Source organism: Bacillus sp. jun7 (assembly GCF_051034795.1).
Classification (GTDB): domain Bacteria; phylum Bacillota; class Bacilli; order Bacillales; family Bacillaceae; genus Bacillus; species Bacillus velezensis.
In genome coordinates, this window is sequence record NZ_CP093219.1 from 3,427,282 (window position 1) to 3,454,216 (window position 26,935).

Genomic DNA, 26,935 nt, shown 5'->3' on the forward strand with positions numbered 1-26,935 from the left:
AGCCTCCGCATAAGCGGAGGCTTTTTTTGTATGAATAGAAGAAAGCGATTTTTAAAAGAATAGACATACGTCATTTTTTCGCGCGGGGGAGCCTTATGCAGAAGTATTTTCAATTGAAATCTGAAACAGGGGCCTTTCATCTTTTTTCCAAGGAACACATTTTCACATTGTTGATCATCGGATTGCTGGGGGCGGGCGTGATCGTATTCCGGAAAAAGCTCAACCAGAGCCGTATGATCCGCTATGTACTATTCATTCTCCTTGCCGTGTCGCAGATCAGCTATCATATATGGCTGCTTTGTCATCATGCCTGGTCGCTGAAAACAGCTCTGCCGCTGCAGCTGAGCGACCTTTCCGTCTATTTGGCGATGCTGATGGTCATGACAAAAAGCAAAAAGCTATTCGCCTTCCTCTATTTTGCCGGTTTGGGCAGCGCCGTACAGGCGATGGCAACACCTGATTTAGGGGCGTATTCTTTCCCGCATTTTCGATACATCGTGTTTTTCGTCTCCCACGGCTGTGTTTTTCTTACCTGTCTATTCATGGCCGCTTCAGAAAGGTACAGGCCGTCGGCGCGCGGGCTGTGGGTGTCGGTGCTGATCGTAAATCTGTACGGGGCGTGTGTCTTTTTTATTGATCGTGTGCTGAATGCAAATTATCTATATTTAATGAAAAAACCGAAGACCGCTTCGCTTCTGAATGTTTTCGGACCTTGGCCGTGGTATCTTCTATCAATGGAAGCGGCGGTGATATTGAGCTTCTTCATTCTGTATATTCCGTTTTGGCTGCTGAGGAAAAGAGCATGAAGCCGGCCTGTTTTTGCGAATCCAATCATTTGTAATTTTTTCAACATTCCGGCATTATTTTTTTCAGATTCTGATGTTGAAAAAAGACGTCCGCGGCGATAGAATGAATGTGCTATGATAACGTGATCGATACGGAGCCGCGGCTTGCGGTTTCCGTTTTTTCATGGGGTTTTTTATAGAGAGAGGGGGATCGGTATGCCGCGCGCTTTGAAGATATTAATCATCGGAATGTTTATCAATGTGACGGGCGCATCTTTTTTGTGGCCGCTGAATACGATCTATATTCATAATCATTTAGGGAAATCGCTGACTGTTGCGGGGATTGTTCTGATGCTGAATTCCGGGGCCAGTGTGGCGGGGAATTTATGCGGCGGATTTTTGTTTGATAAAATCGGCGGATTCAAATCCATTATGCTGGGCATTATGATCACATTGGCAAGTCTTCTCGGACTCGTTCTGTTTCACCAATGGCCCGTTTATATTTGGCTGCTCATCATTGTCGGCTTCGGTTCCGGTATCGTGTTTCCGGCCAGTTACGCCATGGCGGGAGCGGTATGGAAAGAAGGCGGGCGGAGAGCTTTTAATGCGATTTATGTAGCTCAGAACGCAGGTGTCGCCGTGGGCTCGGCACTCGGCGGGATGGTTGCGGCGTACTCGTTTACGTACGTGTTTTTAGCCAATGCTTTGCTGTATGTGCTGTTTTTCCTTATCGTATTTTTCGGGTTTCGAAATATCAAAACCAGAAATGCGAGCCAGGTTTCTGTTCTGGACTACGAGCCTGTCAGCAGCAGAACGAAATTTACGGCGCTTCTCATATTGAGCGGCGGGTATGTTCTCGGGTGGATTGCCTATTCGCAGTGGTCCACAACCGTTGCGTCACATACTCAAAGCATCGGTATGCCGCTTTCATTATACAGTGTGCTCTGGACCGTAAACGGAATATTAATTGTCGCCGGACAGCCTCTCATAGGAGCTGTTCTGAAAAAATGGTCAGGCGCGTTAAAAACGCAGATGGTCATCGGCTTTTGTATTTTTATCGTTTCGTTCGGCGTGCTTCTTAGCGCCAAGCAATTTCCGATGTACCTCACCGCAATGGTGATTTTAACCGTCGGAGAAATGCTTGTCTGGCCTGCCGTGCCTACCATTGCCAATCAGCTTGCGCCTAAGGGGAAAGAAGGGTTTTACCAAGGATTTGTCAACAGTGCGGCGACGGGCGGCAGAATGATCGGGCCGCTCCTTGGCGGCGTGCTGGTTGATCAGTACGGCATGAGCGTGCTGCTGTTGATCCTGATGGTGCTTCTTGTTGTCAGCATCGCAGCGACGGTGCTGTACGACAAACGCCTGAAAACCGTTAATAAACAAAACGTCCAAGTGCGATGACGACATAAAAAATCCCGCTGTTTCGGCGGGATTTTTTTGTTTATACGACCGGAAGCACGTTGACGGCGTCCTTAACGTTTAAATACGTCTTTAATGAAGAAAAGCTGGCATCAAGCTGATTCATTCTCATGGCGAGGGAAGGCTTGATCCCGGTGATAATCAGTTCTGTGCCGATTAATTTAAGCAGGTGATGCAATTTGAAAATCTGGTCTGCCGTCTGTTCGTTTACCTCGGCCAAACCTGATAAGTCTATAATTAAGTAATCATCTTTAGATGCGGTTAATATGTCCGTCAAAGTTGTCACAATTGAATCAAATCGTTCTTCCGTTAAGTTTCCCACTAACGGCAAGGCGGAGATGCCGTTTCGGATCGGAACAATCGGTGTTGACAGCGTCGTGATTTCTGTGAGGGAATCCTCCAGGAGCTTTTCGTATTCTTTCTGCTCTGTAATGTCTTTTTGAAAACCGACAAAATAGAGCTTGTCTTCAACATACAGAGGATCAATGTTGAGTTCATTCCAAAACGGGGTGCCGTCTTTTTTGACATTTTTCAGCCGCACCGTGATCTTTTCTTTCTGGTTTAAGCTCTTTCTTATTTTCGCGACTTGTTGACGGTCGGTTTCTTTGCTTTGCAGAAATCTGCAGTTCTTACCTAATATCTCTTCGGAAGCGTAGCCTGTCATATCCATAAATCCCTGATTTGTATATATGATGGGATTGTCCTCAAGAGAGGGGTCTGTAATCACCACGCCGATGCGTGCGTGATCAAGCGCCTTTTTGATAAGCTCCAGCTGCTCCAGTTTTCCGAATACATTTGAGTCAGCCATGTAAAACCCCCTTTTGGCCGTAAAGCTGCGCGCTTTTTTCAGCCGTTGTTTCTCCCCTTTTTAAATGAATCTACAGTAACCGTAGCATAACATATGTTCTGATTCAAGCAGCCGAAGTTTGCAATTTGTCATTCGGGCTTGTCCTCATATACACTGAATATATAAGGGGAAGGCACATCATCGCTAAGTAAGTGACTAGGTCATTGTCACTGGGTGAAAAATGAATCTAATGCATCAAGCTTACCGATCATGTGTTCACATATAATGGAAGAAACAAGCTTTTTACATTCCTGTTCAATCGCCGGTATGTAGATATCGAAAATCATCGTATTCGTAAGGGGGCTGGATGGCCTGAAGTCGCTTTACTAAATAAGGGCTTTAGGAAGGTGATGAAGATGCTGCATCAGGTAATAATTGCTTGTGTAATTGGAGGCATCATGGGGGTTCTCGGTCATGTGAAAAAGAGAGGCAGGCTGGAGAAACCCAGAATGACAAAGCGGTTTATCTATCTCGGTTTTTTGGAAGATGGTTTTATCGGAATGGCTGCTTCCATCTTACTTGTCTTATCCGCTGACCCCGATTCAGGAATTCAACTCGTCATCTTATCCATAATCGCAGGCTACGGCGGAGAAGCTGTTCTCAGGAGCTTTGATTTTGTCAGAGAACAAAACAGTGATTCGGCCGAAGCAAAACCACACCAGCAAAAAAATCCTCCATCAAAATAATATCCCCGCTCACGACCCGTTCCGGGTACATTCCCATTGTATACAAACCTGCTTGCACTTATGAACAGAATTCTATAAAATACAGGTAAGATTACGGTAGCGATAAGAACAGTGAAGAGGAGCAGTAAGAAGCAGATTTCGCACTCAGAGAGTTGACGGCCGGTGCAAGTCAATCAAGTCTGTTTCCGAACTCGCCTCAGAGTTGCAGCGGCAAAACCGCTGACGCATAACTGCGTTAAAAGTATCAAGTGAGTGCGGCTTAAAACCGCGCTAACGAGGGTGGTACCGCGGGAAACAAAAATCTCTCGTCCCTTTTAGGGATGAGGGAGTTTTTTTTAGTTTTAGAATAATCTGAATATAATCTTCCTCATCCCGTCAATACTTGGACTACATACGCCGTATTCAATCAGAAGGAGGTTTTTACGTTGAGTTTTCAGCACGAAAAAATAGAAAAGAAATGGCAGAATTACTGGTTGGATCATAAAACGTTCGCCGTCAGTGAAGAGAATGACAAGCCGAAGTTTTACGCGCTTGACATGTTTCCGTATCCTTCAGGAGCCGGCCTTCATGTCGGACATCCGGAAGGCTATACGGCAACCGATATCCTTTCTCGCATGAGACGCATGCAAGGGTACAATGTGCTTCATCCGATGGGATGGGACGCGTTCGGGCTTCCTGCCGAGCAATACGCGCTTGACACGGGGAATGATCCGGCTGAGTTCACAAAACAAAATATAGATAATTTCCGCCGCCAGATCCAATCACTCGGATTTTCTTATGATTGGGATCGTGAAATCAATACGACTGATCCGGACTATTACAAGTGGACGCAGTGGATCTTCACCAAGCTGTACGAAAAAGGGCTCGCTTACGTAGACGAAGTGCCGGTCAACTGGTGCCCGGCGCTCGGAACGGTGCTTGCGAACGAAGAAGTCATTGACGGCAAAAGCGAGCGGGGCGGCCATCCGGTTGAACGCCGCCCGATGAGACAATGGATGCTGAAAATCACCGCTTATGCGGACAGGCTTCTTGAAGATTTAGAAGAACTTGACTGGCCGGAAAGCATTAAAGACATGCAGCGCAACTGGATCGGACGCTCAGAAGGCGCAAACGTGCATTTCGCGATCGACGGCACTGATGACACGTTTACGGTGTTTACGACAAGACCGGACACGCTGTTCGGCGCGGCTTATGCCGTACTGGCTCCTGAGCATGAGCTTGTGGAGGTCATCACGACACCTGAACAAAAAGAAGCGGTAGACGCTTATGTTAAAGAAGTTCAGGCGAAAAGTGACCTGGAACGGACGGATCTTGCGAAAACAAAAACGGGCGTCTTCACAGGCGCATATGCCGTAAACCCTGCAAATGGGGAAAAGCTGCCGATCTGGATAGCGGATTATGTCCTCGCCTCTTACGGAACGGGCGCTGTAATGGCCGTGCCGGCGCATGACGAACGTGATTTTGAATTCGCCAAAGTGTTCAGCCTGCCTGTCAAAGAAGTCGTAAAAGGCGGAAACACGGAAGAAGAAGCGTACACGGGAGACGGAGAACATGTCAATTCCGGCTTTCTGAACGGACTGAATAAAGCGGAAGCGATTGAAAAAATGATCGCCTGGCTTGAAGAAACGAAAAACGGTGAGAAAAAAGTGACATACCGTCTGCGTGATTGGCTGTTCAGCCGCCAGCGCTATTGGGGCGAGCCGATTCCGGTCATTCATTGGGAAGACGGCACGTCAACAGCCGTTCCGGCGGAAGAGCTGCCGCTGATTCTGCCGAAAACCGATGAGATCAAACCGAGCGGAACAGGTGAATCACCGCTTGCCAACATTAAAGAGTGGGTGGAAGTCACTGATCCTGAAACGGGCAGAAAAGGCAGAAGAGAAACGAACACGATGCCGCAATGGGCGGGAAGCTGCTGGTATTTCCTCCGCTTTATCGACCCGAAAAATCCGGATCAGCTCGCTTCACCTGAGAAACTGGATAAATGGCTGCCCGTCGATATTTACATCGGAGGAGCGGAGCATGCCGTGCTTCACCTTCTGTACGCTCGTTTCTGGCATAAATTCCTCTATGATATCGGTGTCGTGCCGACGAAAGAACCGTTCCAAAAGCTGTATAACCAAGGGATGATTCTCGGGGAAAACAATGAAAAAATGAGTAAATCCCGCGGAAACGTCGTCAATCCGGATGAAATTGTAGCGTCTCACGGAGCAGATACGCTTCGCCTGTACGAAATGTTTATGGGGCCGCTTGACGCATCTATCGCCTGGTCTGAATCAGGCCTTGACGGAGCGCGCCGCTTCCTTGACCGCGTATGGCGTTTGTTTATCGAGGAAAACGGCGAGCTGACGGGCAAAGTGACAGAAGGCGCGGGCGAAACTCTTGAGCGCGTCTATCATGAAACGGTCATGAAAGTGACAGAAAACTTCGAAGCCCTTCGTTTTAACACGGGCATTTCTCAGCTGATGGTGTTCATTAATGAAGCTTACAAAGCGAATGAACTGCCGAGAGAATATATCGAAGGTTTTGTGAAGCTGCTTTCTCCTGTTGCGCCGCATTTGGCGGAAGAACTGTGGGAAAAACTCGGCCACGAAGGTTCGATTGCATACGAGGCTTGGCCTGCTTATGACGAATCAAAACTGGTGGACGATGAAGTGGAAATCGTCGTCCAGCTGAACGGAAAAGTAAAAGCGAAATTAATGGTTCCGGCTGATGCTGATAAAGCAGCGTTAGAACAGCTCGCACAAGCTGACGAAAAAGTAAAAGAGCAGCTTGAAGGAAAAACGATCCGAAAAATTATTGCCGTACCGGGCAAGCTTGTCAATATCGTGGCAAACTGACCGGACGAAGCCCCTCTCCTACAGAGAGGGGCTTTTTTATCAGGCCTCTATCATAGAAATTGCACCGCGGGCTTTGGTATACTTAACACCATAAAGATGAATGGGAGTGTCACACATTGAAAATAAATGAAATCAGCACAGCCGCACTGGAAGAAAAATTAAAAGCGGGAGAAGAGCTGTATCTGATTGATGTCAGAGAAGACGAAGAAGTTGCCGAAGGAATGATTCCGGAGGCCGTTCATATCCGCATGGGGGACATCCCTGAGAAGATGGATGCGTTAGACAAGGACAAGGAATATGTATTTATCTGCCGTTCCGGAAAAAGAAGCATGAACGTTTGTATGTATTTACATGAGCAGGGCTTCCGTACAGTTAATGTAGAAGGCGGCATGCTGGAGTGGGAAGGCGAAACAAAGCCGAAGAAATAACGTTTTGAAGTGAAAGAAGAAAAGGGACGTGCGTCTTTTTCTTCTTTTTTTATAAAAAAAACGGGAGGCGAATCAGGTGAAACCGATGATCCGCGCGATGAAAACAAACGATATCAAACAGGTCCGGCAAGTCGCAGAACGCAGCTGGCATCATACGTATGATGGGATTATTCCCAGACACATTCAGGATCTGTTTCTCGAATCCGCCTATCAGGATGAGATGATGGAACGCCGGCTCTTGCATTCTTTGTTCTTTGTGGCAGAAGAAGAGGGGCGAGTGCTCGGTTTTGCAAATGTCACCCCGGTTCAAAAAGACGGAAATGCGGAGCTGACCGCCATCTATATTGACCCGGATTGCCAGGGAAGCGGGATAGGCACGGCACTTCTTAAAGAATGCATCAGGCAGTCCGGCGGGGTAAAAAAGCTTTATGTCCATGCAGAAAAAGAGAACCGCATCGCCTTGTCCTTTTATCAAGCGAAAGGGTTTCAAAGGGTATGTGGATTTGAAGAAGATTTTAAAGGACACACCTTACAGACGGTCAAACTGGTGCTGAACATATAAAAGCGTCCGGCCCGCCCAGGACCGGATCGCGAATGATCAATGATAAGCCGGAAGCCGGTCTTTGTGCGCTTCAAATAAGTCATCGCACAAAGAGATGATGTCATTCATGGAAAGCTCGGCGCTCGTATGCGGATCAAGCATGGCCGCTTGATATACGGCTTCCTTTTTTAATGTAACGGCTGCTTCGATGGTTAAAAGCTGTGTGTTAATGTTTGTTCTGTTGAGCGCCGCGAGCTGCTCCGGAAGTTCGCCGGAATAGCACGGCATAATTTGGTTTTTGACGGCGGCGCACGGCACTTCAACGACCGCTTTCGCCGGCAGATTCGGTATCAGCCCTGTATTCAGCACATTGCCGCCGAATGTGAACGGACGGCCCGTCTCCATCGCTTCTATAATTCTCGAACCGTATTCTTTCGAGCGTTCATGCGTCAGGTTTTGGTTGTTGATGATCCCGTCTCTCATCGTTTCCCAGTTTTTGATTTGTTCCGCGCATCTCCTCGGATATTCATCAAGCGGAATTTGGAGTTCATCTATCAGCTTCGGATACCGGCTTTTTATAAAATACGGATGATATTCGGCATTATGCTCAGATGATTCCGTTACGTAGCAGCCGAATTTATCCATCAGCTCAAACCGCACCATGTCCTTATGTTTCGTCTTTTGTTTTTCCCGTGCCCGTCTTTTAATTTCCGGATATAAATCAATTCCGTCTTTTTTAATCTCCAAAAGCCAAGCCATATGGTTGATGCCGGCAATGCGTTCTTCCGTACCTTCGTGATCCATGCCGAGTGAGTCAAACAGATCTTTGGTACAGACCTGGACGCTGTGGCACAGGCCGACCGTTTTGACATTTGTATGTCTGAGCATCGCTCCGGTCAGAGAGGCCATCGGATTTGTATAGTTTAACAGCCATGCATCCGGGCAGACCTCTTCCATGTCTTTTGCGATGTCAAATAAAACGGGGATGGTGCGGAGGGAACGGAAAATGCCGCCTATTCCGACGGTATCGGCAATCGTCTGGCGGAGACCGTACCGTTTCGGGATGTCAAAGTCAATGACCGTCGCGGGTTTATAGCCTCCGACCTGAATGGCGTTTATCACATAGCCGGCGTGTGTAAGCGCCTGTTTTCGGTCATCGTAGGAGATGATGGATATACTCGGATTGTAGCGGTCTCTCATGTTTTCCAGCATGAGCTGAGATTCTTTCAGCCGTACAGCGTCAATATCATAAAGCGCGAATTCAAATCCGTTTAATGCTTCAGTCAGTAAACAGTCCCCCAATACATTTTTTGCGAAAATCGTGCTCCCCGCTCCGATAAACGTAATTTTCTTCAACAGAAATTCCTCCCTTTTCTTCTCAGCCTTTGACCGCCCCGGAGGACAGCCCTGAGATAAAATATTTTTGAAGCGCCAAAAACAATACGACCATCGGCAGCATCGCCATAATTGCGGCTGCGGCGACTAAGTGAAGATTGTTCGCGTTTTCGCCGAAGAATCCCGCCATGGCCACGGTCAATGTCTGCACCTTTTGATCTTGTAAAAAGAAAATCGCAAATTGGTAATCGTTCCAGATAAACACGCAGGAAATAATGCAGACCGTTGCGGTAATCGGTTTCAACAAAGGAAACACGATCGTATAAAAAGTCCTGATCAATCCCGCGCCGTCCATCCTGGCGGCTTCCTCAAGTTCTTTCGGAATGGAAGAGCGGATAAACCCTGAATATAAGAAAACGGTCAGCGGCATATATGCAGCCGTATTAATGAGAATGGCTGCGGCATGCGTATTGACCAGCCCCGCATCAGCGACCATTTTGTATAAAGGAACCATGGAAGTCAAAGGCGGGATAATCATGATGGAAATCAAAAGGCCGAAGACGATTTTGTTCAGCTTTGTATTTCTTCTTGCGAGCGGGTATGCGGCAAGCGAACCCATGAAAATTAACAAAGCGGCGGAAACGGCTGTAATGATGATCGTGTTCAGAAAGGATTGCCCGAGAGAGGCGCGCTCCCATGCTTCACGAAAATTCTGAAATGAAAAGGCGGATGGCAGCGACCATTTTGAACTGTAGTCTCCTTTTGCTTTTAATGACGTGGTCAGCAAAATATAAAAGGGGACAATATGAACGCACGAGATAACGGCAGCCAACAGCGTAAAAATCCGCATTCGGGCTGTTTTCATGACATTTCCGTCTCCTTTCGCTTGAAATACACGAGAGCCGAAAAGCTGATGACAAGAATAATAACGGACATAAACACGCCTTGGGCGGCGGCATATCCCGCATCCTGCCGTTTAAAATATAAATCATACATAAACGTCGACATCGATTGAGAGGAATTGCCCGGCCCGCCTGCGGTCAGCGCGAAAATGACATCAAACAGCTTCAGCCCTCCGATGATATTGATGACCATGTTGATGGTGACAGCCGGCATCAATAATGGCAGGGTGATGGTGAAAAACGGCTGAAGACCTCCCGCGCCATCCATTTTTGCGGCTTCGTAATAATCTTTCGGAATGCTTTGCAGCCCCGCCAAATATACAATCATCGCAATGCCTGCGTATTGATACGTGTTAATCATGACGATAATCCAAGGGTTTGCCGCAGGGCTTGCCAAGGCGTTGACAGGACCGAGTCCCAGTGCGCCAAGTACATCATTCAGCGCACCCCCGTCATATGAGAAAATAAAATACCAAATGTATCCCATAATCAGGGGACTGATAATGACGGGCAGGTAGACGATCGTTCTTGTGAGCGCCTTCATTTTTAAGCTCTGATTCAAAAGCAGCGCATATAAAAGTCCGAGCATATTCTGAAAAAAAGTGCTTCCGATGCCGTAAAGCAAAGTGTTTTTCACAATAAGCCACGTGTCCGGATCTGTAAAAAGCCTTTTATATTGAGTGACCCCCACCCATTGATACGTCTGTGAGAAGCCGTTCCAGTTTGTAAATGTGATAAAAGCGCCTTTGACAAACGGAAAAATCATGAAAATAAAAACCGTGGCAAGAGCGGGAACGTACATCCACCACAGTGACGCGGGTTTTACCGGCTTTTGATGTTGAAATCCTTGGGGTTCTCTTGCAAGATCACTCATTCTTTTTCAGCTCCTTGTGAATCAGATTGAAGACGGAGCCGCTTATATTCCCTGCCGAGTTTCGCCGAAATTTCCGCGGGGGTTAAGATATCGGCCATCAGCTCCTGCCCGGCTGTCCCCATCACATCCCACATTCCGTTCGGCAAATAAAGGCGGTCAAAATAAGGCTGCACCTTAATATGCTGATAGCGCTTATAGTCATTTGCGTAGAAAATGTCCGTTTGCACATTCACTAATCCGGCCGGAAGCGAGGTCGCTTCGGCAATTGATTTCGCATGCTCGGGACGGGCCATAAATGCGATGAACTGTTTCGCTTCTTCAAGCCGCGGGGAATCCTTGAATGCCGCCAGCGTGTAACGTTCGCCTCCGATCCAAACCGGCGCGTCTCCCTTGTGGACGGCCGGGGTCGGTATGATGCCGACTTTTACCTTCGGATTGATTTGAGCGACGTCTTGGCCGAGGGTGCCGCCCTGCAGCGTAAAGGCGATTTTGTTTTGCGCCATCAGTTCAATGAGCTGGGACCGTTTTGCCGTCACGGCATCTATATTGAGCAGGTTTTCCTTTTGCATCTCTTTCAGTTTGTCAGATAAATAGGTGAAGTGTGTCCAGCGGAAGGTTCCGTTTAACAGCTGTTTTTTAAAACGGTGTGCGGGATCTGTGATGAGAAGCGGTGCGGCGAATTGATCGTAATATTGGGCAAATGAGCTTTTCTCATAGCCGGCAAACCAAAAGGGGGTGACTGTTCCGCCGCTTTTTTCTTTAATCTGTCTCAGTGCTTTCATAAAATTATCCATTGTTTCCGGCGGCTTGATTCCGTATTTTTCCAACAGCGTGCGGTTGTAGGCCAGTCCGTCCTTTGCCTGATTCAGAGGGAAAGCGTATATTCTGCCTTTGGCGTCTTTGAGCATGCTGTTTAAATTCGGATCGAGCCGCTTCGTCCAAGACATGCCGCTGAGGTCGGCGGTATATTCTCCGTAGCGGATTTTGGCCCAGCCGTGTGTGTCGAAAAGATCGGGCATGTCACCGGCCGCCATTCTGACCCTCATCATATTTTCGTAGCCATTGCCTGGGAAATGAACGTTTACTTGAATGTCCGGATGTTCTTTTTGGAATGAATCAGCCAACTTTCTGAATACGGCGCGTTCGCTGTCTGAGGATATTGTGGAATAGACTGTCAATGTTTTCTGCTTTTCTCCGGCGCCGCTCCGTTCTGCCGAGCAGCCGGGAAGTATCATGCAAGTAAAAGAAAGAAACAAAGCCAGTAAGCGTTTCATCTTTTCCTCCTTTAAATATGATATAAACGCTGCGGGACATGTCACCTCCTTTCTTGTGAGCCGCAGCTTTGTCTGACAATCAATGAAGTGGGGAGCGTCACGGCCAGCGGGACGGTTCTGCCGTTTAAACGGTCGAGAAGCAATTTGACACCCGTCCGGCCCATCTCTTCCGTGTATACTTTTACCGTTGATAACGGCGTGCTGGCGTATTCTGCCTCATCAATTCCGTTGAAGCTGACAATTGCCGTATCGCGCGGGACTTGAAGGCCGGCTTCCTGCAAGGCTTTTAAAGCGCCGACAGCCATCGAATCACTTGCGATAAAAAAGGCATCGGGGAGACTTCCGGCTTTGATGGCTTCATTCATCAGCCGGAACCCTTCGTGCATGCTGTATTCGCCGATCAGTACATGCTCCGGCCCGGCGCCGGCCATTTGTAAGAAGGCGGTCAGACGCTTATCCTCAATCGTTTTATTGCTGTTTACACCGTCTATGACGGTATGCTCCCGCTCCCGGCCGCCGATATAACCGAGCCGCTGATAACCGAGCGACAGAAGATGTTCTATCGCCTTTTGCGCTGCGGCATAAAAATCCACGCTCACGGAATCGTAGCGGGCGGGATCGGGGGTGCCGTTAACAAATACCGCGTGCCTGAAAGCGGCGCTGATATTCGTAAGCGCCTCTTCTTGCAGGCTGCCGATTACGATCACGCCGTCCAGTTCGTGAAACATATGCTCTTGAAAAGAACCGAGATGGATAGAAGATGTGATAAAAACTTTTTGCCGAAAGCATTCTTCCTCAATACCTTTTCGAATCGCTGAAAAATAAGGATCCTGCCGTTCTTCTTCCGGTGACAGGCAGCTGACAACGCCGATCAGGGGCGCTGAATCGCTGCGGCTGCGGTTCTTCCGTTTTTTTGCCGACGGCTGATAGCCCAGCTCATCGGCGATCCTCAGAACTTTTTCTCTTGTTTCATCAGTCACGGCCAAAGAGTCATCCTTATTCAAAATTCTCGATACTGTCGCGCTGGATACAGATGCCTGTAAGGCAATATCTTTGAGACGGACCATTTCGCATCTCCTTTTTACTAAATATTTACTAAACAGAAATGACCTGGTTATTGTTAAAATGATATTATCATATGTTAGTAAGCGTTTTCAATAACTATTTTTGGTTACTTTTAGTAAAAATCAGTAAAAAAGAAAATCTGTTTTTCTCTATCATATTTCAATTGAACCGGAATAAATTGATAGAGAAAGGAGAGGGTGATGTGCTGAAGATAGCTGTTTTTGATGAGGAGCATGAAAAGGATCTGCAGACTGAAGTCAATACATTTTTAAAGGGGATTTCTGATGAACAGCTCGTTGATATTAAATATACGGTAGCGGCGGCCTGTGATCCTGAAGGTGAGCAGCTTTATTGTTTTTCCGCTCTCATTTTATACCGAAAATAAAAAAGCCCGGATGAAATACCGGGCTTTTTTATGCATTATGCTTTTTTGACGCGGGGACTTCTCGGTTTTTGGTATTTCTCCGCTTGTTTGATTCCTTTTCTTTCGCCCGCTAATGACTTGTACAGAGACACGATCATCAGAAGGATCACGACTGAAAACGGAACCGCGGCGAGAATGGCCGTGTTTTGCAGTGCGGCCAGACCGCCGGAATATAATAATACAGCTGCCACGGCGGACTGGATGACGCCCCAGATGATTTTCACCCGGTTTGACGGGTCCAAAGAGCCGTAAGACGTTTGCATTCCAAGCACAAATGTCGCTGAATCCGCTGATGTAATAAAGAATACAGCGATCAGAACAAGCGTTAATACGGATGTCACCATTGTCAGCGGATAGTGGCTGAGTGCGCCGAACAGCATCGTATCCGTTGACATTCCCGCGACATTGAATACGCCTTTCTGCTGAAGATCCATCGCGGATACACCGAAAATCGCAAACCATAAGAAAGCCAATATACAAGGTGTCACCAACACCCCGATTAAAAATTCCCGGATCGTCCGGCCCCTTGATACACGGGCGATAAAAATGCCGACAAACGGCGACCAGGATATCCACCAGGCCCAATAGAAAATGGTCCAGCTGTTAATCCATTCGCGTTTTTGGGGATCATTCGGAGACAAGCGAAAGCTCATCTGCACGATATTTTGGATGTATTGGCCGATAGAATCGGTAAATGAGTTCATAATCAGCACCGTCGGGCCTGCAATGAGCATAAAGATCATTAAAATAGCCGCGAGCGCCATGTTGGTATTGCTTAAGTATTTAATCCCTTTGCCGATTCCGCTCCACGCAGAAATCAAAAATAACACGGTCACGACAGCGATCAGGATCAGCTGAATGGAAAATGTTTTCGGAATGCCGAATAAATAATGCAGACCGCCGTTGATCTGAGTCGCTCCGAGCCCTAAGCTTGTCGCCACACCGACAACGGTCGCAAACACCGCGATACAGTCAATTGCTTTGCCGATCGGCCCGTTTACTTTATCGCCCAAAAGCGGTGTCAGTGTGCTGCTGATCAAACCGGGCGCGTCTTTTCTGAATTGAAAATAAGCGATACATAAAGCGACGACCGCATAGATGGCCCAAGCGTGCAGCCCCCAGTGGAAAAACGTGTACCGGAGCGCATCACGAAATGCTTGGGGTGTTTCTGTTTCACCTGAGGGAGAGCTGATGGCGTAATGGCTGATCGGTTCCGCAGCCCCGTAAAATACCAAACCGATTCCCATGCCCGCGCTGAAAAGCATGGCAAACCATGATAATAAGCCGAATTCCGGTTTTTTCCCGGGTTTTCCGAGTTTTATTGTGCCGATCGGACTCACAATGAGAAAGAGACAGAAACCGACAAATATAGAAACGACCAGCAAATAATACCAGCCGAAAGAATCCGTAATAAATTTTTGTGCCGTATCAGTGACTTGCTGCAGGCTGTCAGGAGAAATGGCCCCCCATAAAACCGCAGCGGCTGTGATGACAATCACAATCCAAAAAACACTGGAGATGTTCTTCTTCAAACGTTCTCACCCTCTGACTATTTTTTTCAATACGCCATTTTTTTAGTATGGTCGCACGATTGCAGATCATTCCTTTCTTCCTGTTCCCTCAATCAGGTGAAACAAAACGCAGAAAACTGTATCATGTTTTTGGTCAATTATCAACGGACGTTCAGGTAAATGCGCTTTAAACCATTTACAGCGAGCGTGAGAAACGTCCTGCATTCAAACCGGCGAGACGCCCCGTGACAAAGGCTGAAGTGATATTGTAGCCCCCGGTATAACCGTGAATGTCGAGTATTTCTCCGCAAAAATATAAGCCTTCCATTTTTTTAGACGCCATTTGTTTCGGCTCAATCTCTTTTACGGAAACACCTCCGCCTGTGACAAACGCTTTGTCCAAAGAAAGCGTTCCGTCAGCGGCAACCGTAAATTGTTTGCAATCTTTGACAAAAGCCCTGAATTGATCCTTCGGCAGTTCCGTAAAGCTTGTCTGCGGATCAAGACCGTTCCGTTCCAGAAGAAAAAGCAGATACCGTTCCTGCATCCACGGCTTCAGCGCGTTTTTGAGCGCTTTTTTCGGTGCGTCTTTCAGTTCCTTGTGCATCTTTTGAAATAACTCTTCCTCGTTGATGCCGGGAAACAGATCGATGCGTAATTTGACATCGGGCTGCTTTTTCAGTTCTTTGACGACAAACTGGCTGCAGCGGAGAATGGCGGGGCCTGACAAGCCGAAATGGGTAAACAGCATGTCCATCACGTGTGTGACAATAGGTTTGCCTTTTTTATTCAGGACGCTGACGGCCGCGTTTCTAAGGGACAGCCCCTGAAGTGTTTTTTGTTTAATAAACGGTTCTGACGACGTAACCGGCACTTCCGTCGGAAAGAGTTCGGTCACGGTATGACCGGCCGCTTCCGCCCATGCATAGCCGTCTCCGGTGCTGCCGGTATGCGGGACTGATTTTCCGCCGACCGCGATAATGACGGCGTCTGCGTTAATGTGTTCGTCATTGTTTGTCGTAATGCCCGCTGTCCTGCCGTTCTCGTACCGCACCTCTTTGATTTTTTCATTTGTGCGGATGGTGACATTCAGTTGTTTTAATCGGTTCAAAAGCGCATCGACAACGCTTTGCGCTTTGTCCGTCACCGGGAACATGCGCCCGTGGTCTTCTTCTTTCAGCTGAATGCCGAGTTTTTCAAAAAAGGCGATGATATCTTCATTATTAAATTCGGAAAACGCGCTGTATAAAAAGCGGCCGTTGCCGGGGATGTGTTTGATGATTTCTTCAACAGGTAGGCGGTTGGTCACGTTGCAGCGCCCGCCGCCGGAAATCGCCAGCTTCCGTCCCAGCTTGTTTCCTTTATCGATTAATAATACGTCCGCCCCTTCTTCGCCTGCCGCAATCGCAGCCATTAAACCGGACGGGCCGCCGCCGATTACAATCACGTCATAATGTTTCATATTCATCAACAACTTTCTTTTTCACGTATAATAGGCGGAAATGTCCGCTTCCTGCTATTATAGCGAAAGAAGGGGATTCCTTAAACGTATTTTGTTTTTTTAAGAGCTTTCCCAAAAAGTTTCCCGCTGTAATTATTACCGTCTAATTGCCCAGTTGTGTTAAAATAGAAAAGTTGAATCTTCGTAGAAAATGGTGATGAGGAAACATGTCAAGCAAATTGTTAAGGGGCACGTTCGTGCTGACGCTCGGCACCTATATATCGCGGATTTTAGGGATGATTTATCTGATCCCGTTCGGAGCGATGGTCGGAGCGACGGGCGGAGCTTTGTTTCAATACGGATATAATCAATATACACTGTTTTTAAACATTGCCACGATGGGATTTCCCGCCGCGGTTTCAAAATTTGTCTCGAAATATAACTCCAAAGGAGACTATGAGACGAGCAGGCGGATGCTGAGAGCGGGAATGTCGGTTATGCTCGTAACCGGGATGATCGCTTTTTCAATTCTTTATATTTCGGCGCCGTTTTTTGCGGAAACATCTCTCGGCGGCACGAGTAACAACGGACTTACGATTGACCACGTCGTTTATGTCATCCGGATGGTCAGTCTGGCACTTTTGGTCGTGCCGATTATGAGTCTTGTGCGCGGTTTTTTCCAAGGTCATCAGATGATGGGGCCGACAGCCGTTTCACAGGTTGTGGAGCAGCTTGCCCGGATCATCTTTTTATTGGGCGCAACGTATTTGATTTTAAGAGTGATCAACGGCGGCCTTGTCATCGCAGTCGGATACGCGACTTTCGCGGCGCTGATCGGATCATTCGGAGGGCTTGTCGTCCTTTATATTTACTGGAATAAGCGGAAGGGCGATCTTCTGGCGATGAAGCCGAATCTCGTCCCGTCTGCGAACTTAAGTTATAAAAAAATGTTCATTGAGCTTTTCAGTTATGCCGCTCCTTACGTATTTGTCGGACTGGCGATTCCTTTGTATTCATATATCGATACGAATACGTTTAATAAAGCGATGATTGCGGCGGGCCATAAGGATATCAGCCAGGACATGCTTGCGATTGTCACCCTTTATGTGCCGAAGCTTGTGATGATCCCGGTTTCTCTGGCGACCGCTTTCGGTCTGACGCTGATTCCGACGATTACTGAATCGTTTACGAGCAGGAATTATAAGCTTTTGAACCAGCAGATTAACCAGACGATGCAAATCATTCTGTTTTTGGTTATTCCCGCTGTTGTCGGGATGTCCGTGTTATCGGGTCCGGCCTATACATTCTTCTACGGCTCTGAAAGTCTTCGCCCGGATATCGGACAGGATATATTGTTCTGGTACGCGCCTGTCGCGATTCTGTTTTCTCTGTTTACCGTAAACGCCGCGATCCTGCAAGGGATTAATAAGCAGAAATTTGCTGTCGTGAGCCTTTTCATCGGCGTCATTATCAAAGTGGTGCTGAACGTGCCGCTGATCAAGCTGTTTCAGGGAGACGGGGCCATCTTGGCAACGGCGCTCGGTTATATCGCTTCTCTTCTGTACGGTTTTATCATGATTAAGCGCCATGCGGGCTATTCGTATACGGTACTTATAAAACGGGTCATTTTAATCGCAGTCCTGTCCGTCGTGATGGGAGTCGCGGTCAAGCTGACTCAATGGCTGCTCAGCTTCTTTGTAACATACCAAAGCGGCCAGATGCATGCGGCGATTGTCGTCTTTGTCTGCGCCGCTGTCGGCGGTGCGGTGTACATGTTTGCCGCATACCGAATCGGATTTTTACAGAAAATGTTTGGAAACCGTCTGCCCCGCGTTTTGAGAAGAGGCAGGCATTCCGCCCATTGAGAAATAATGAATAGTCCGCTTATCGCGGGCTTTTCTTTTTAAAGGAGAGGATCAGGATGAGACTTGATAAGCTGCTTGCCAACAGCGGATTCGGCTCAAGAAAAGATGTGAAAAAAATCGTCAAGGCCGGGGCTGTCATGATTGACGGAGAGCCGGCGAAAGATGTGAAAACCCATGTCGACCCGGAAAAACAGGACATCACGGTATACGGAGAGCCGGCAGACTATCGTGAATTTATTTATGTCATGATGAATAAGCCGCAAGGAGTGCTGTCCGCTACAGAAGACAGCCGCCAGCAAACGGTGGTTGATCTGCTGACGCCTGAAGAACAGCGATTTGAACCGTTTCCGGCGGGACGTCTTGATAAGGATACGGAAGGCTTTTTGCTTCTCACCAATGACGGGCAGCTCGCTCATCGCCTCCTTTCTCCGAAAAAGCATGTGCCTAAAACATATGAGGTCCGGTTAACTTCACCTCTGTCACCGGAAGACATCGTTCATCTGGAAAGAGGCGTCGTCATTGAAGGAGGCTATAAGACGAAGCCGGCAGCCGTTGAAATTATTACAGAAAGCCCGGATGAAACGGTGATACACTTGACCATTACAGAAGGCAAATATCATCAGGTGAAGCTGATGGCAAAGGCTGTCGGAAATGAAGTGGCTTATTTGAAGCGGCTTTCGATGGGGGCTGTTTCTCTTGACCCGGATCTTAAACCGGGAGAATTCCGCGAGCTGACTGAAGAGGAGCTCGAAACGCTGAGAGGCGCTGAAGTGTAATCGATATCAGAAAAGCCCAAAACAGATTTGTTTTGGGCTTTTTATATAGAGGAACAAAAAACAAGGCAAAGACGCTGCTTTGCCTTGCAGCATGTCAGGCCGAAAAGGGCCTTATGTAATTGTTCGCTTAAGATGTAATTTTCACTTTTTTTCGTGTTGTCTCCCACTTGCCTCGGCTAGGACTATGAACAAGATCATTGTATGCTAACACATTTAAGTCTCGCTGAATGGTTCTAGGTGTAATGCCGAATTCATCAACCAGTTCCTGTGTTGTCACAAGGCCTTTTTCCTGGATGAACATGTAAACTGATTTAATCCGAGTCAGCATACGATTTGTTGAAGGTTTCAAAAAACCACTCCCTATCATAAGATCGGATGGACTTGATATACCACAACTTTCGACTCTAAAACTTCGTACGAATAAGCAACAAAGGATGACATTCTGTTTTTTCTCTTTTAACTGCCTCCATTATACACGATATGGACGACATGAATCTAGGAATAAGCGCAGGTAATTTTTTCAAATGGGTACAGCCTTGGTGCATTACTATGTCCGGCCCGCTTTTATTATTATGGAAACTGAAACTTTTTTTATACATGTCCGTATGAAAACGGGGGAGTGAGAAGTTTGGGAGAATTATTGAATGCAAACATTGTCTGCGCCGGTTATGCTGACAGGCCGAAGGTGATTTCTGATGTATCTCTGTCAGTCAACGCTGGTGAAATTGCCGGTTTAATCGGAGCGAACGGCGCGGGGAAAAGTACAGTGATAAAGGCGGTTCTCGGGCTGTCCCGGGATATTGAAGGCGGTATTGAGTGGAATGATTCGTCTTATGCTTACATACCGGAGCGTCCGAGTTTTTACGATGAACTGACACTTTGGGAGCACCTCGAGCTGACCGGGTCATTGCGGGGTATAGAAGGGGAAGAGTGCCGTGAGCGGGCAGGGCGGCTGCTTGAAGAGTTTTCGCTGACGTCTGTAAAACATGATTTGCCTTCCGGTTTTTCAAAAGGGATGCAGCAAAAGCTGATGCTTATACAGGCATTTTTGGCGAAGCCGGATATTTACATCATTGATGAGCCTTTTATCGGACTTGATCCGATCTCAACAAAGCTGTTTACCGACATGCTGATTGCTGAGAAAGAAAGGGGCGCGGGGATTTTGATGTGCACGCATGTTCTGGATACGGCGGAAAAAATCTGCGACCGATTTTATTTGCTGGATCAGGGCGCTCTGCTTCTTCAAGGCACATTAGAGGAGCTTCAGGAAAAAACGGGGAGCCGTTCACTGCTGGATTGCTTTTATTCAGCGGTTCGGAGCAGTCAGCGATGACCGGGCGGGCTTTGTTTTTTCAAAGGCTGTTTCATTATTGGCGGTATCAATGGAAGGTGTTTCAGACGGTCATTGATTGGACGGTCGCGCTGTATATCGTTCTTCCCGCTGCCGCATTTGCCGTTTATCAATATGCTGAATGGCTGAACGGCAGGGGGCTTCTTAGTGGAGCGGCAGGAGTATTAGGATGGGGCTGGCTGTATGTATTCAGTGCCCTGCTGTTGTGCACGGGTTTTATTCATACCTTTTTGCTGGAAGCGGATCACGTGTTTTTGGTGCATGCAAAACATCTGATGCAAAAGCTGAAACGGTACGCGCTTTTGTATTCGATGTTCCTTTCCCTTATCAAATGGGGTGCGCTTGCCGTATTGTTATTTCCCTTATGGCGCCAGTACGGTGACTGTACCTTACCGGCATATTCAGGTATGTTTTGCTGTCTGTTCGGCTTCCATACCGCGATATTAGCGGTGCACCGGCACAGAAAAAACAGCAGGCGGACATTCGGGAATCAGGCGGCGGGCTGGCTGAAAGTGATGGTTCTGATGGCGGGTGCGTTTTTTATGATCGCCTTTGCCGCCGAATGGTATTGGCTTTGGCCGGCGGGATGTATATTGTTCATCTGCTCCGCTTTTTTGACTTGGAAAGGGACGGAGACATTATCAGCCTTTGAGGAAGAAGTGCTTGAGGAGAACAGGCGGAAGCTTTCATTCGCGGCCTCTGTTTTGATGCTCAGCCATGATGTGCAGCTCCCGAATGGTAAAAATAAAGGGCGGAACAAGCCGTTTTTATATCCCGGCTCAAAGCACATCTTTACAAAACGGTCGGCGTATACGGCGTGGAAAGAATTGTTCTTTAAAGTGCTGATCCGAAACGGCGGGTATCTCCGGCAGCTTTACCTTTTAACCGCGGCTTTTACGGCTCTTATTCTCGTTCTTCCGCTCTTAGTGAAGCCGGCAGTCCTTATTTTATTTGCGATCGTCAGCCGCTATGCCGCGTCACTTTTATTTGACCGGATCACGGATAAACCGGTTTTAAGCGGTATCAAGAGAGACAGCGATGACTATTTCCGGGCGCGAAACAGCGCATTAACCGTCATTCAAATTATCTGTTCCGCCTGGTGTCTCATTGCCGCGATTCTTTCCGTTCTTTATATGTAAAAATCCCTTTCCGAAAAGGAAAGGGATTTTTCTTAATGTCCGTTCAAAATAAAAAGCTGAATAAAAAACAGCACGGCGAAGATGAGGACTAGAGGATGGATTTCGCGCCATTTTTTCTTAGCTGCTTTAACAAGCGGATATGAAATGAAGCCGAGAGCGATTCCGGTTGAAATACTGGACGTTAAAGGCATTGCCAAAATGACGAGAAAGGCCGGGAACGCTTCGTCAAGCTCATTCCAGCGGATATTCGACACAGCACCCATCATCAGGCTGCCGACAATAATCAGAGCCGGTGACGTAATCGCGGACACTTCCGATAAGACGCTGACAAGCGGGCTGAAAAACATGGAAACGGCAAACATAACGGCAATCGTCAGCGCCGTCAGACCCGTTCTTCCGCCGGCGGCCACACCTGCTGAAGATTCAACGAACGCGGTCGTCGGGCTGGTGCCGAAGATGCTTCCGACCGTCGTAGCTGTCGAATCAGCCAACAGCGCTCTTCTGGCATTCGGCAGCTGATTGTTTTTGATCAATCCCGCCTGTTCGGCGACACCGATCATGGTGCCGGTCGTGTCAAAAATCGTAACGAGAAGAAAAGAAAACACAACGGCGTACAGACCGTGATGCACGACATCCCCGAGGGCACCGAACGGATTTGTGATCAAAAGCCCCTCCGGCAGGCGCGGGAATGAAACGAACCCTTTCGCAAAATGGATCTGTCCGGTCAAAAAGGCAATGACGGCGGTCAGCGCCATTCCGATGAACAGAGCCCCGTTTACATTCAGCACCATCAGCACGATACTGATGATAAGTCCGATAAGCGTTAAAATGACGGCGGGCGAATGAAGATCGCCGAGTGCGACCAGATTGGATTTATCAGCCGTGATGATTCCGGATTGGCGTAAGCCGATAAAAGCGATAAATAAGCCGATGCCGGTCGTAATTCCGTATTTTAAATTGTCCGGAATCGCTTCTATAAGTTGTTTTCTTAAAGGCGTTAACGATAAAATAATAAAGATGACTCCCGCGATAAAAACGGCGCTGAAAGCCGTCTGATACGTAATGCCGCTGCCTGTGCCGACAACGTGAAAGGCGAGATACGCGTTTAAGCCCATGCCGGGGGCAATGGCGATCGGAAAATTCGCAGCGAGAGCCATCCATAAAGTTCCGACAATGGAAGCGATAATCGTCGCGGTGAACACCTGGTCAAACGGAATTCCCGCATTGGAAAGGATCACCGGATTGACGACAATGATATACACCATTGTGAAAAAGGTGGTCAATCCCGCGGTAATTTCTCTTTTTATTGTCGTTTGATGCTTGTCGAGATGAAACATAAGTACCTCCAATGACGAACATTTTTTCAAAACATCATCTATATTATTCGTTTTATCGACATTTTGCAAGTCTTTATCAAGAAAGGGGATTTGTGATGAACTGGGAAGTTGAAGTCATCAGAAACAAAGAAGATCTGATCCGTGACACGCAGAAGTTTTTGCAGATCAACAGCGTAATGGACGAATCAACAGCCGGTCCCGGCCGGCCGTTTGGAGAAGGCGTCAATGCCAGCCTGACGTCACTGCTGGAATTCGGTAAAAAAGAAGGCTTCACCGTAAAGAATCTTGACGGCTATGCGGGCCATATTGAATGGGGAACGGGTGACGAAATCGTCGGCGTTTTGTGCCACGTCGATGTCGTTCCGCCCGGAGACGGCTGGACGAGCGATCCGTTTTCAGCCGATATCAGGGATGGCCGGATATATGCCAGAGGCGCCATTGATGATAAAGGGCCGACAATGGCGGCGTTTTATGCGCTGAAAATCGTCAAAGACATGCAGCTCCCTTTATCCAAACGCGTGAGAATCATCATCGGAACGGATGAAGAAAGTGATTGGAGATGCGTGGATCACTACTTCAAACACGAAAAAATGCCTGACATCGGCTTTGCTCCTGACGCAGATTTTCCGATCATTAACGCGGAAAAAGGAATTATAGATGCGTCACTGCGCATTGTAAAAAGCGCTTCTGACAAAGACGCAAAAAACGTGCTTCTGTCATTCCGTTCAGGACTGCGCTTGAACATGGTGCCGGATGCGGCTGAAGCGGTTATTGAAGGGAACGGTCTTGATGCCGTGCACGCATATTTCAGCAAATGGCTTGAGCAGTCAAAAACACAAGGTGAAGCAGTTTCGGAAAATGGAAAACTGACGCTTCGGGTGTACGGAAAATCATGCCACGCGATGGAACCGGATAATGGTGTCAATGCCGGCTTAAAGCTTGCTGAATGCCTTAACGGAACAGAGCTGGATGGAGCCGGAAAGCGCTTTGTCAAAACCGTCAGTGACTATTTTTCAAATGATACACGAGGCAAAAAGCTGAAAATTGATTGCAGGGATGACATCAGCGGAGAGCTTACATTGAATGTCGGCACCTTTACATACAGAAAGTGTGAGGAAGGAGAACTCGGCATCAACATCCGTTATCCCGTCACTTCAGACAGCAAAGTCATCCGTGATGCTTTTACGTCTGCTGAAGAATTCCGGCTTGAAGAATTTAAAGACAGCAAACCGCACCACGTTTCTGCCGATCATCCGCTCGTAAAGACGCTTCAAAAGGTTTACGAAGGACAAACGGGAAAGAAAGCGGATCTGATTTCAATCGGCGGAGGAACGTATGCGAGATCCCTTTCGGCGGGCGTCGCGTTCGGGCCGCTGTTCCCCGGCCGGCCTGACAGCGCGCATCAAAAGGATGAGTACATTGAAATCGATGACCTTCTCAGGTCAACGGCTTTATATGCCGAAGCCATTTATGAGCTTGCCAAGTGATAATAAAAAGGGACGCCGAAAGCGGCATCCCTTTTTTCATTCAAATGACCATAAATCCGTTGATAAATAACGTTCTCCCGTATCGGCCGTCATACAGATGACGATCTGTTCGGAAGGGAGGCGTTTGGCGGTTTCAATGGCGGCGAAGCAGGCGGCGCCTGAAGACGGGCCGACGAGTATGCCTTCTTCCCGGGCCAGACGCCGTGTTGTCGTATACGCATCTTCATCAGATATTTTCATGATTTCATCGTAAACGTCCTGATTCAGTATGCCGGGAATAAATCCGGGGCTTGTCCCGACAAGCTTATGAGCGCCGGGTTTTCCGCCAGACAGGACGGGGGATCCCGCAGGCTCGGCGACATGAACAAGCATATCCGGAAAAAGCTCTTTCAGCGTTTCTCCGGTTCCGGTAATGGTTCCGCCCGTTCCCGCCGTTGCCACAAAAGCACCGAGCGGTCTGTTGAGCTGCTGAACGGCCTGATAGATTTCAATGGCTGTCGTTTTTCGGTGGGCATCTGGATTTGCGCCGTTATCGAATTGCATCGGGATAAAACTTCCCGGAATCTGTTCGGCGAGTTCTTTCGCTTTTTTGATGCTGCCGGGCATTCTTTCCGCCCCCGGTGTTAACACAACCTCCGCGCCGTACGCTTTCAGGAGGTTGATGCGTTCTTTCGTCATCGTGTCAGGCATGACGAGGATTGCCTTGTAGCCGCGCGCCGCCGCGTTCATCGCCAGGCCGATGCCTGTGTTGCCGCTTGTCGGTTCGATGATGACAGAGCCGGGTTTTAAATGCCCGCTGTTTTCCGCTTCAATGATCATATTGAAAGCCGCTCTGTCTTTGACACTGCCGCTCGGGTTAAACGATTCTAATTTTAAATAGACCTGTGCTGCATGTTCTGGCTGAAGGCGATTGAGCTTTACGATCGGTGTGCCGCCGATCAGCTCCGCCGTGCTGTTTACGATTTTCAAGGCCGGCTCATTCCTTTCTGTATAAAACGTTCGGTACATAATATCCTATCATAATGAGCGGACAGGGTTCTCCTCTCCGCTTATCCGTTTTATAATAACACCATAACCAAAGAGGGGGAGATCCTCGTATGAAAGCTTCATTGCCGCATTATTTTATCGGCATTCCGATTCCGGCTGATATTGCTGAACCGATTTGGGAAGCAGCCAAAAAGGAGCCGGCGTTATCATTCAAAAAATGGGTGCACCCGCATGACTATCATATTACACTCATTTTTCTCGGAGCCGCGGATGAAGAACGGCTTGCGAAATTATCGTCTCTGCTCGCAGATGCTGCGTCGGCAGCGCAGCCGTTTACCGTACAGTTTCAGCATCTGGATATTTTCGGCGACCGCAGACAGCCGAGAGTGCTTCACCTTGAGCCCGAACGGAATGAACTGCTCTTTGATTTGCGGGAAAAAACAAAACAGGCTGTTTTGAAAGCCGGTTTTCAAGTGGAAAAACGGCCGTATCACCCTCATATGACGATGGCGCGGAAGTGGGCGGGAGACCGGCCGTTTCCTGACGATATGCCGTTTGAAAGCGGCAGGGTGCAAAGTGCCGTCAGCCGGTTTTCCCTGTTTCAGACCCATCTTGACCGGTCGCCTAAATACGAAGAAATCGCACAGTTTCAATTGACATAAACAAATATTCGGAGTGGAGAAATCACATGGCACAGATCATCAAAATTCACGACTGCATATCCAGATATGAACTTGATCCATACCATTATATGAACCAGTTTATCCGGCTGAAGAAAGAACGCTGGGAGGCGCTTCTTGAAGCGTTTGACCGGATAACGGAAGAAACGGAAACGGAAACGGCTGCCGGCGGGGAAACCGGTCAAGCGCCGGCCAGGAAAAAATTTTCCTTAAAAAAGAGAAAAGAAGAAAATACGGCCGATATAAATGAAAAGAGGCACCAATGGTTTGATGAACCGGAGGGAGAAGAGGCGCTGTTCGGGAATCTTCCGTCTCAAAAGTCTGAGCTCGCGCCTTTTTTCAAAGATCAGCTGTATGACTTTCAATTAAAATGGGCGAGCTCCACGCTTTCTCAAAAGTCTGAGCTTTCGCAGGCGGTCAAAAGGGACAGGATGTTAAAAATGCTGGCTCAAAAGCTGCCCGATTCCTATTTTGTGATGTATCATCCGGTTCTGCAAATTCAGCAGGCGTCCGTCGAACTGAGCATCATCATTATCTCGCCGCTGGAGATTTTCTGCGCCGCTTTTATGGAAGCGGAAGAGGACAGTGTATATATCGGATCAAAACATCGTTTTTGGGAAGAAAGAGGCTCCGGCAGCACGCGCCAAGTATTGAATCCGTCTCTCAGCCTGCAACGGACGGGCTCGGTCGTTTCGCAAATCATAAAAGAAAAGCAGGCCGACATTCCCGTGCGGAAGCTTTTGCTCAGCAGAACGTCTTATATTGATTACCCGGAGCCGCCGTATGGGCTGGAAATAGCTGATAAACGGACTGCCGCAGGGTGGCTGGAAAAGCAGCAGAAAAATACGGCGCCGATCAAGCACCACCAGCTGAAGGCTGCGAAGGCCCTTTTGTCTTACGGCTTGAGCGATTCAAGCCGGAGACAGGAATGGCTTGATTAA

Annotated in this window: 25 protein-coding genes and 1 other annotated feature; of the genes, 14 read left to right on the top strand and 11 right to left on the bottom strand. The window is 48.0% G+C overall.

From position 1 onward, the window contains the following. Window positions 1-95: 95 nt before the first annotated feature. Both MJQ52_RS17015 and MJQ52_RS17020 read left to right on the top strand, forming a co-directional pair. Complete coding sequence (locus tag MJQ52_RS17015) at window positions 96-806, top strand: YwaF family protein (RefSeq protein ID WP_015387829.1); 711 nt, start codon at window positions 96-98, stop codon at window positions 804-806. 195 nt (window positions 807-1,001) lie between these two features. Further along, a complete protein-coding gene (locus tag MJQ52_RS17020; RefSeq protein WP_094247637.1) occupies window positions 1,002-2,186 on the top strand; it encodes an MDR family MFS transporter in 1,185 nt (394 codons plus the stop codon). Between the two features lie 40 nt (window positions 2,187-2,226). Here the strand turns inward: MJQ52_RS17020 and MJQ52_RS17025 are convergent, their stop codons facing one another. Further along, the gene (locus MJQ52_RS17025) at window positions 2,227-3,012 is read right to left on the bottom strand and encodes an STAS domain-containing protein (protein ID WP_070082239.1); all 786 of its coding nucleotides are present in this window, start codon (window positions 3,010-3,012) and stop codon (window positions 2,227-2,229) included. A 389-nt stretch (window positions 3,013-3,401) separates the two neighbouring features. Here MJQ52_RS17025 and MJQ52_RS17030 point away from each other — a divergent pair, with 389 nt between their 5' ends. The 4 genes from MJQ52_RS17030 (at window position 3,402) to MJQ52_RS17045 (ending at window position 7,567) form a co-directional block, all read left to right on the top strand. Next, a complete protein-coding gene (locus MJQ52_RS17030; RefSeq protein WP_015418038.1) occupies window positions 3,402-3,737 on the top strand; it encodes a DUF4257 domain-containing protein in 336 nt (111 codons plus the stop codon). Window positions 3,738-3,839: 102 nt separating this feature from the next. After that, window positions 3,840-4,053: a binding site (T-box leader), on the top strand. A gap of 109 nt (window positions 4,054-4,162) precedes the next feature. Then, window positions 4,163-6,577: a leucine--tRNA ligase gene (leuS, locus tag MJQ52_RS17035; RefSeq protein WP_015418037.1), complete on the top strand. Its 2,415-nt coding sequence runs from the start codon at window positions 4,163-4,165 to the stop codon at window positions 6,575-6,577. A 116-nt stretch (window positions 6,578-6,693) separates the two neighbouring features. Beyond that, window positions 6,694-7,005 (top strand): rhodanese-like domain-containing protein, encoded by a 312-nt coding sequence (locus tag MJQ52_RS17040; protein WP_003152299.1) that lies wholly within the window; start codon window positions 6,694-6,696, stop codon window positions 7,003-7,005. Between the two features lie 85 nt (window positions 7,006-7,090). Beyond that, complete coding sequence (locus tag MJQ52_RS17045) at window positions 7,091-7,567, top strand: GNAT family N-acetyltransferase (RefSeq protein WP_094247927.1); 477 nt, start codon at window positions 7,091-7,093, stop codon at window positions 7,565-7,567. Between the two features lie 36 nt (window positions 7,568-7,603). Here the strand turns inward: MJQ52_RS17045 and melA are convergent, their stop codons facing one another. From melA to MJQ52_RS17070, 5 genes are read right to left on the bottom strand one after another with little or no spacing between them, the layout of a single operon-like run. After that, window positions 7,604-8,902: an alpha-galactosidase MelA gene (melA, locus tag MJQ52_RS17050; protein ID WP_070082238.1), complete on the bottom strand. Its 1,299-nt coding sequence runs from the start codon at window positions 8,900-8,902 to the stop codon at window positions 7,604-7,606. Between the two features lie 22 nt (window positions 8,903-8,924). Then, entirely contained in the window at window positions 8,925-9,746 is an 822-nt protein-coding gene (locus MJQ52_RS17055; RefSeq protein WP_003152305.1) for a carbohydrate ABC transporter permease, read from the bottom strand. Next, window positions 9,743-10,657, bottom strand: a complete 915-nt coding sequence (locus tag MJQ52_RS17060) for a carbohydrate ABC transporter permease (RefSeq protein WP_094247638.1) — start codon at window positions 10,655-10,657, stop codon at window positions 9,743-9,745. Before MJQ52_RS17060 ends, MJQ52_RS17055 begins: the two co-directional genes overlap by 4 nt. Further along, on the bottom strand, window positions 10,654-11,931 hold the full coding sequence (locus MJQ52_RS17065; protein WP_094247639.1) for an ABC transporter substrate-binding protein: 1,278 nt from the start codon (window positions 11,929-11,931) through the stop codon (window positions 10,654-10,656). Before MJQ52_RS17065 ends, MJQ52_RS17060 begins: the two co-directional genes overlap by 4 nt. Window positions 11,932-11,972: 41 nt before the next feature. Beyond that, on the bottom strand, window positions 11,973-12,998 hold the full coding sequence (locus MJQ52_RS17070; protein WP_094247640.1) for a LacI family DNA-binding transcriptional regulator: 1,026 nt from the start codon (window positions 12,996-12,998) through the stop codon (window positions 11,973-11,975). Window positions 12,999-13,198: 200 nt separating this feature from the next. On the opposite strand from MJQ52_RS17070, the gene MJQ52_RS17075 reads away from it, so the two are divergent. Beyond that, complete coding sequence (locus MJQ52_RS17075; protein WP_003152309.1) at window positions 13,199-13,381, top strand: sporulation protein Cse60; 183 nt, start codon at window positions 13,199-13,201, stop codon at window positions 13,379-13,381. Between the two features lie 35 nt (window positions 13,382-13,416). Here MJQ52_RS17075 and opuD read toward each other — a convergent pair whose 3' ends face one another. Beyond that, entirely contained in the window at window positions 13,417-14,952 is a 1,536-nt protein-coding gene (opuD, locus tag MJQ52_RS17080; protein WP_094247641.1) for a glycine betaine transporter OpuD, read from the bottom strand. Between the two features lie 175 nt (window positions 14,953-15,127). Beyond that, window positions 15,128-16,393, bottom strand: a complete 1,266-nt coding sequence (locus MJQ52_RS17085; RefSeq protein WP_003152311.1) for an NAD(P)/FAD-dependent oxidoreductase — start codon at window positions 16,391-16,393, stop codon at window positions 15,128-15,130. A 206-nt stretch (window positions 16,394-16,599) separates the two neighbouring features. Between MJQ52_RS17085 and MJQ52_RS17090 the strand changes: the two genes are divergently transcribed. Then, entirely contained in the window at window positions 16,600-18,237 is a 1,638-nt protein-coding gene (locus MJQ52_RS17090) for a putative polysaccharide biosynthesis protein (protein WP_071391475.1), read from the top strand. Window positions 18,238-18,293: 56 nt separating this feature from the next. Beyond that, window positions 18,294-19,013, top strand: coding sequence for a pseudouridine synthase (locus tag MJQ52_RS17095; protein WP_007408795.1), 720 nt, complete (start codon window positions 18,294-18,296; stop codon window positions 19,011-19,013). A gap of 127 nt (window positions 19,014-19,140) precedes the next feature. On the opposite strand, the gene MJQ52_RS17100 is transcribed toward MJQ52_RS17095, so the two are convergent. Then, window positions 19,141-19,362: a DeoR family transcriptional regulator gene (locus tag MJQ52_RS17100; protein ID WP_003152337.1), complete on the bottom strand. Its 222-nt coding sequence runs from the start codon at window positions 19,360-19,362 to the stop codon at window positions 19,141-19,143. Between the two features lie 279 nt (window positions 19,363-19,641). Between MJQ52_RS17100 and MJQ52_RS17105 the strand changes: the two genes are divergently transcribed. Beyond that, complete coding sequence (locus MJQ52_RS17105) at window positions 19,642-20,346, top strand: ABC transporter ATP-binding protein (protein ID WP_014418670.1); 705 nt, start codon at window positions 19,642-19,644, stop codon at window positions 20,344-20,346. Beyond that, window positions 20,343-21,503: an ABC transporter permease gene (locus tag MJQ52_RS17110; RefSeq protein ID WP_094247642.1), complete on the top strand. Its 1,161-nt coding sequence runs from the start codon at window positions 20,343-20,345 to the stop codon at window positions 21,501-21,503. The genes MJQ52_RS17105 and MJQ52_RS17110 overlap by 4 nt, the downstream gene beginning before the upstream one ends. A gap of 32 nt (window positions 21,504-21,535) precedes the next feature. On the opposite strand, the gene MJQ52_RS17115 is transcribed toward MJQ52_RS17110, so the two are convergent. Next, window positions 21,536-22,840 (bottom strand): NCS2 family permease, encoded by a 1,305-nt coding sequence (locus tag MJQ52_RS17115; protein WP_070082232.1) that lies wholly within the window; start codon window positions 22,838-22,840, stop codon window positions 21,536-21,538. A gap of 95 nt (window positions 22,841-22,935) precedes the next feature. Between MJQ52_RS17115 and pepV the strand changes: the two genes are divergently transcribed. After that, the gene (gene pepV / locus MJQ52_RS17120; RefSeq protein WP_094247643.1) at window positions 22,936-24,327 is read left to right on the top strand and encodes a dipeptidase PepV; all 1,392 of its coding nucleotides are present in this window, start codon (window positions 22,936-22,938) and stop codon (window positions 24,325-24,327) included. 36 nt (window positions 24,328-24,363) lie between these two features. Here the strand turns inward: pepV and cysK are convergent, their stop codons facing one another. Next, on the bottom strand, window positions 24,364-25,335 hold the full coding sequence (gene cysK, locus MJQ52_RS17125) for a cysteine synthase A (RefSeq protein ID WP_094247644.1): 972 nt from the start codon (window positions 25,333-25,335) through the stop codon (window positions 24,364-24,366). Window positions 25,336-25,424: 89 nt separating this feature from the next. Between cysK and thpR the strand changes: the two genes are divergently transcribed. Both thpR and MJQ52_RS17135 read left to right on the top strand, forming a co-directional pair. Next, complete coding sequence (thpR, locus tag MJQ52_RS17130; protein WP_071391478.1) at window positions 25,425-25,976, top strand: RNA 2',3'-cyclic phosphodiesterase; 552 nt, start codon at window positions 25,425-25,427, stop codon at window positions 25,974-25,976. A gap of 26 nt (window positions 25,977-26,002) precedes the next feature. After that, entirely contained in the window at window positions 26,003-26,935 is a 933-nt protein-coding gene (locus MJQ52_RS17135) for a hypothetical protein (protein WP_061046947.1), read from the top strand.

What these genes read in the sequence shown, in the direction of transcription:
- MJQ52_RS17015 (WP_015387829.1), top strand. Translation starts at nt 96, where the DNA reads ATGCAGAAGTATTTTCAATTGAAATCTGAAACAGGGGCCTTTCATCTT.
- MJQ52_RS17020 (WP_094247637.1), top strand. Translation starts at nt 1,002, where the DNA reads ATGCCGCGCGCTTTGAAGATATTAATCATCGGAATGTTTATCAATGTG.
- MJQ52_RS17025 (WP_070082239.1), bottom strand. Translation starts at nt 3,012, where the DNA reads ATGGCTGACTCAAATGTATTCGGAAAACTGGAGCAGCTGGAGCTTATC.
- MJQ52_RS17030 (WP_015418038.1), top strand. Translation starts at nt 3,402, where the DNA reads ATGAAGATGCTGCATCAGGTAATAATTGCTTGTGTAATTGGAGGCATC.
- MJQ52_RS17045 (WP_094247927.1), top strand. Translation starts at nt 7,091, where the DNA reads ATGATCCGCGCGATGAAAACAAACGATATCAAACAGGTCCGGCAAGTC.
- MJQ52_RS17055 (WP_003152305.1), bottom strand. Translation starts at nt 9,746, where the DNA reads ATGAAAACAGCCCGAATGCGGATTTTTACGCTGTTGGCTGCCGTTATC.
- MJQ52_RS17060 (WP_094247638.1), bottom strand. Translation starts at nt 10,657, where the DNA reads ATGAGTGATCTTGCAAGAGAACCCCAAGGATTTCAACATCAAAAGCCG.
- MJQ52_RS17065 (WP_094247639.1), bottom strand. Translation starts at nt 11,931, where the DNA reads ATGAAACGCTTACTGGCTTTGTTTCTTTCTTTTACTTGCATGATACTT.
- MJQ52_RS17070 (WP_094247640.1), bottom strand. Translation starts at nt 12,998, where the DNA reads ATGGTCCGTCTCAAAGATATTGCCTTACAGGCATCTGTATCCAGCGCG.
- MJQ52_RS17085 (WP_003152311.1), bottom strand. Translation starts at nt 16,393, where the DNA reads ATGAAACATTATGACGTGATTGTAATCGGCGGCGGCCCGTCCGGTTTA.
- MJQ52_RS17090 (WP_071391475.1), top strand. Translation starts at nt 16,600, where the DNA reads ATGTCAAGCAAATTGTTAAGGGGCACGTTCGTGCTGACGCTCGGCACC.
- MJQ52_RS17095 (WP_007408795.1), top strand. Translation starts at nt 18,294, where the DNA reads ATGAGACTTGATAAGCTGCTTGCCAACAGCGGATTCGGCTCAAGAAAA.
- MJQ52_RS17110 (WP_094247642.1), top strand. Translation starts at nt 20,343, where the DNA reads ATGACCGGGCGGGCTTTGTTTTTTCAAAGGCTGTTTCATTATTGGCGG.
- MJQ52_RS17115 (WP_070082232.1), bottom strand. Translation starts at nt 22,840, where the DNA reads ATGTTTCATCTCGACAAGCATCAAACGACAATAAAAAGAGAAATTACC.
- pepV (WP_094247643.1), top strand. Translation starts at nt 22,936, where the DNA reads ATGAACTGGGAAGTTGAAGTCATCAGAAACAAAGAAGATCTGATCCGT.
- cysK (WP_094247644.1), bottom strand. Translation starts at nt 25,335, where the DNA reads ATGTACCGAACGTTTTATACAGAAAGGAATGAGCCGGCCTTGAAAATC.
- thpR (WP_071391478.1), top strand. Translation starts at nt 25,425, where the DNA reads ATGAAAGCTTCATTGCCGCATTATTTTATCGGCATTCCGATTCCGGCT.
- MJQ52_RS17135 (WP_061046947.1), top strand. Translation starts at nt 26,003, where the DNA reads ATGGCACAGATCATCAAAATTCACGACTGCATATCCAGATATGAACTT.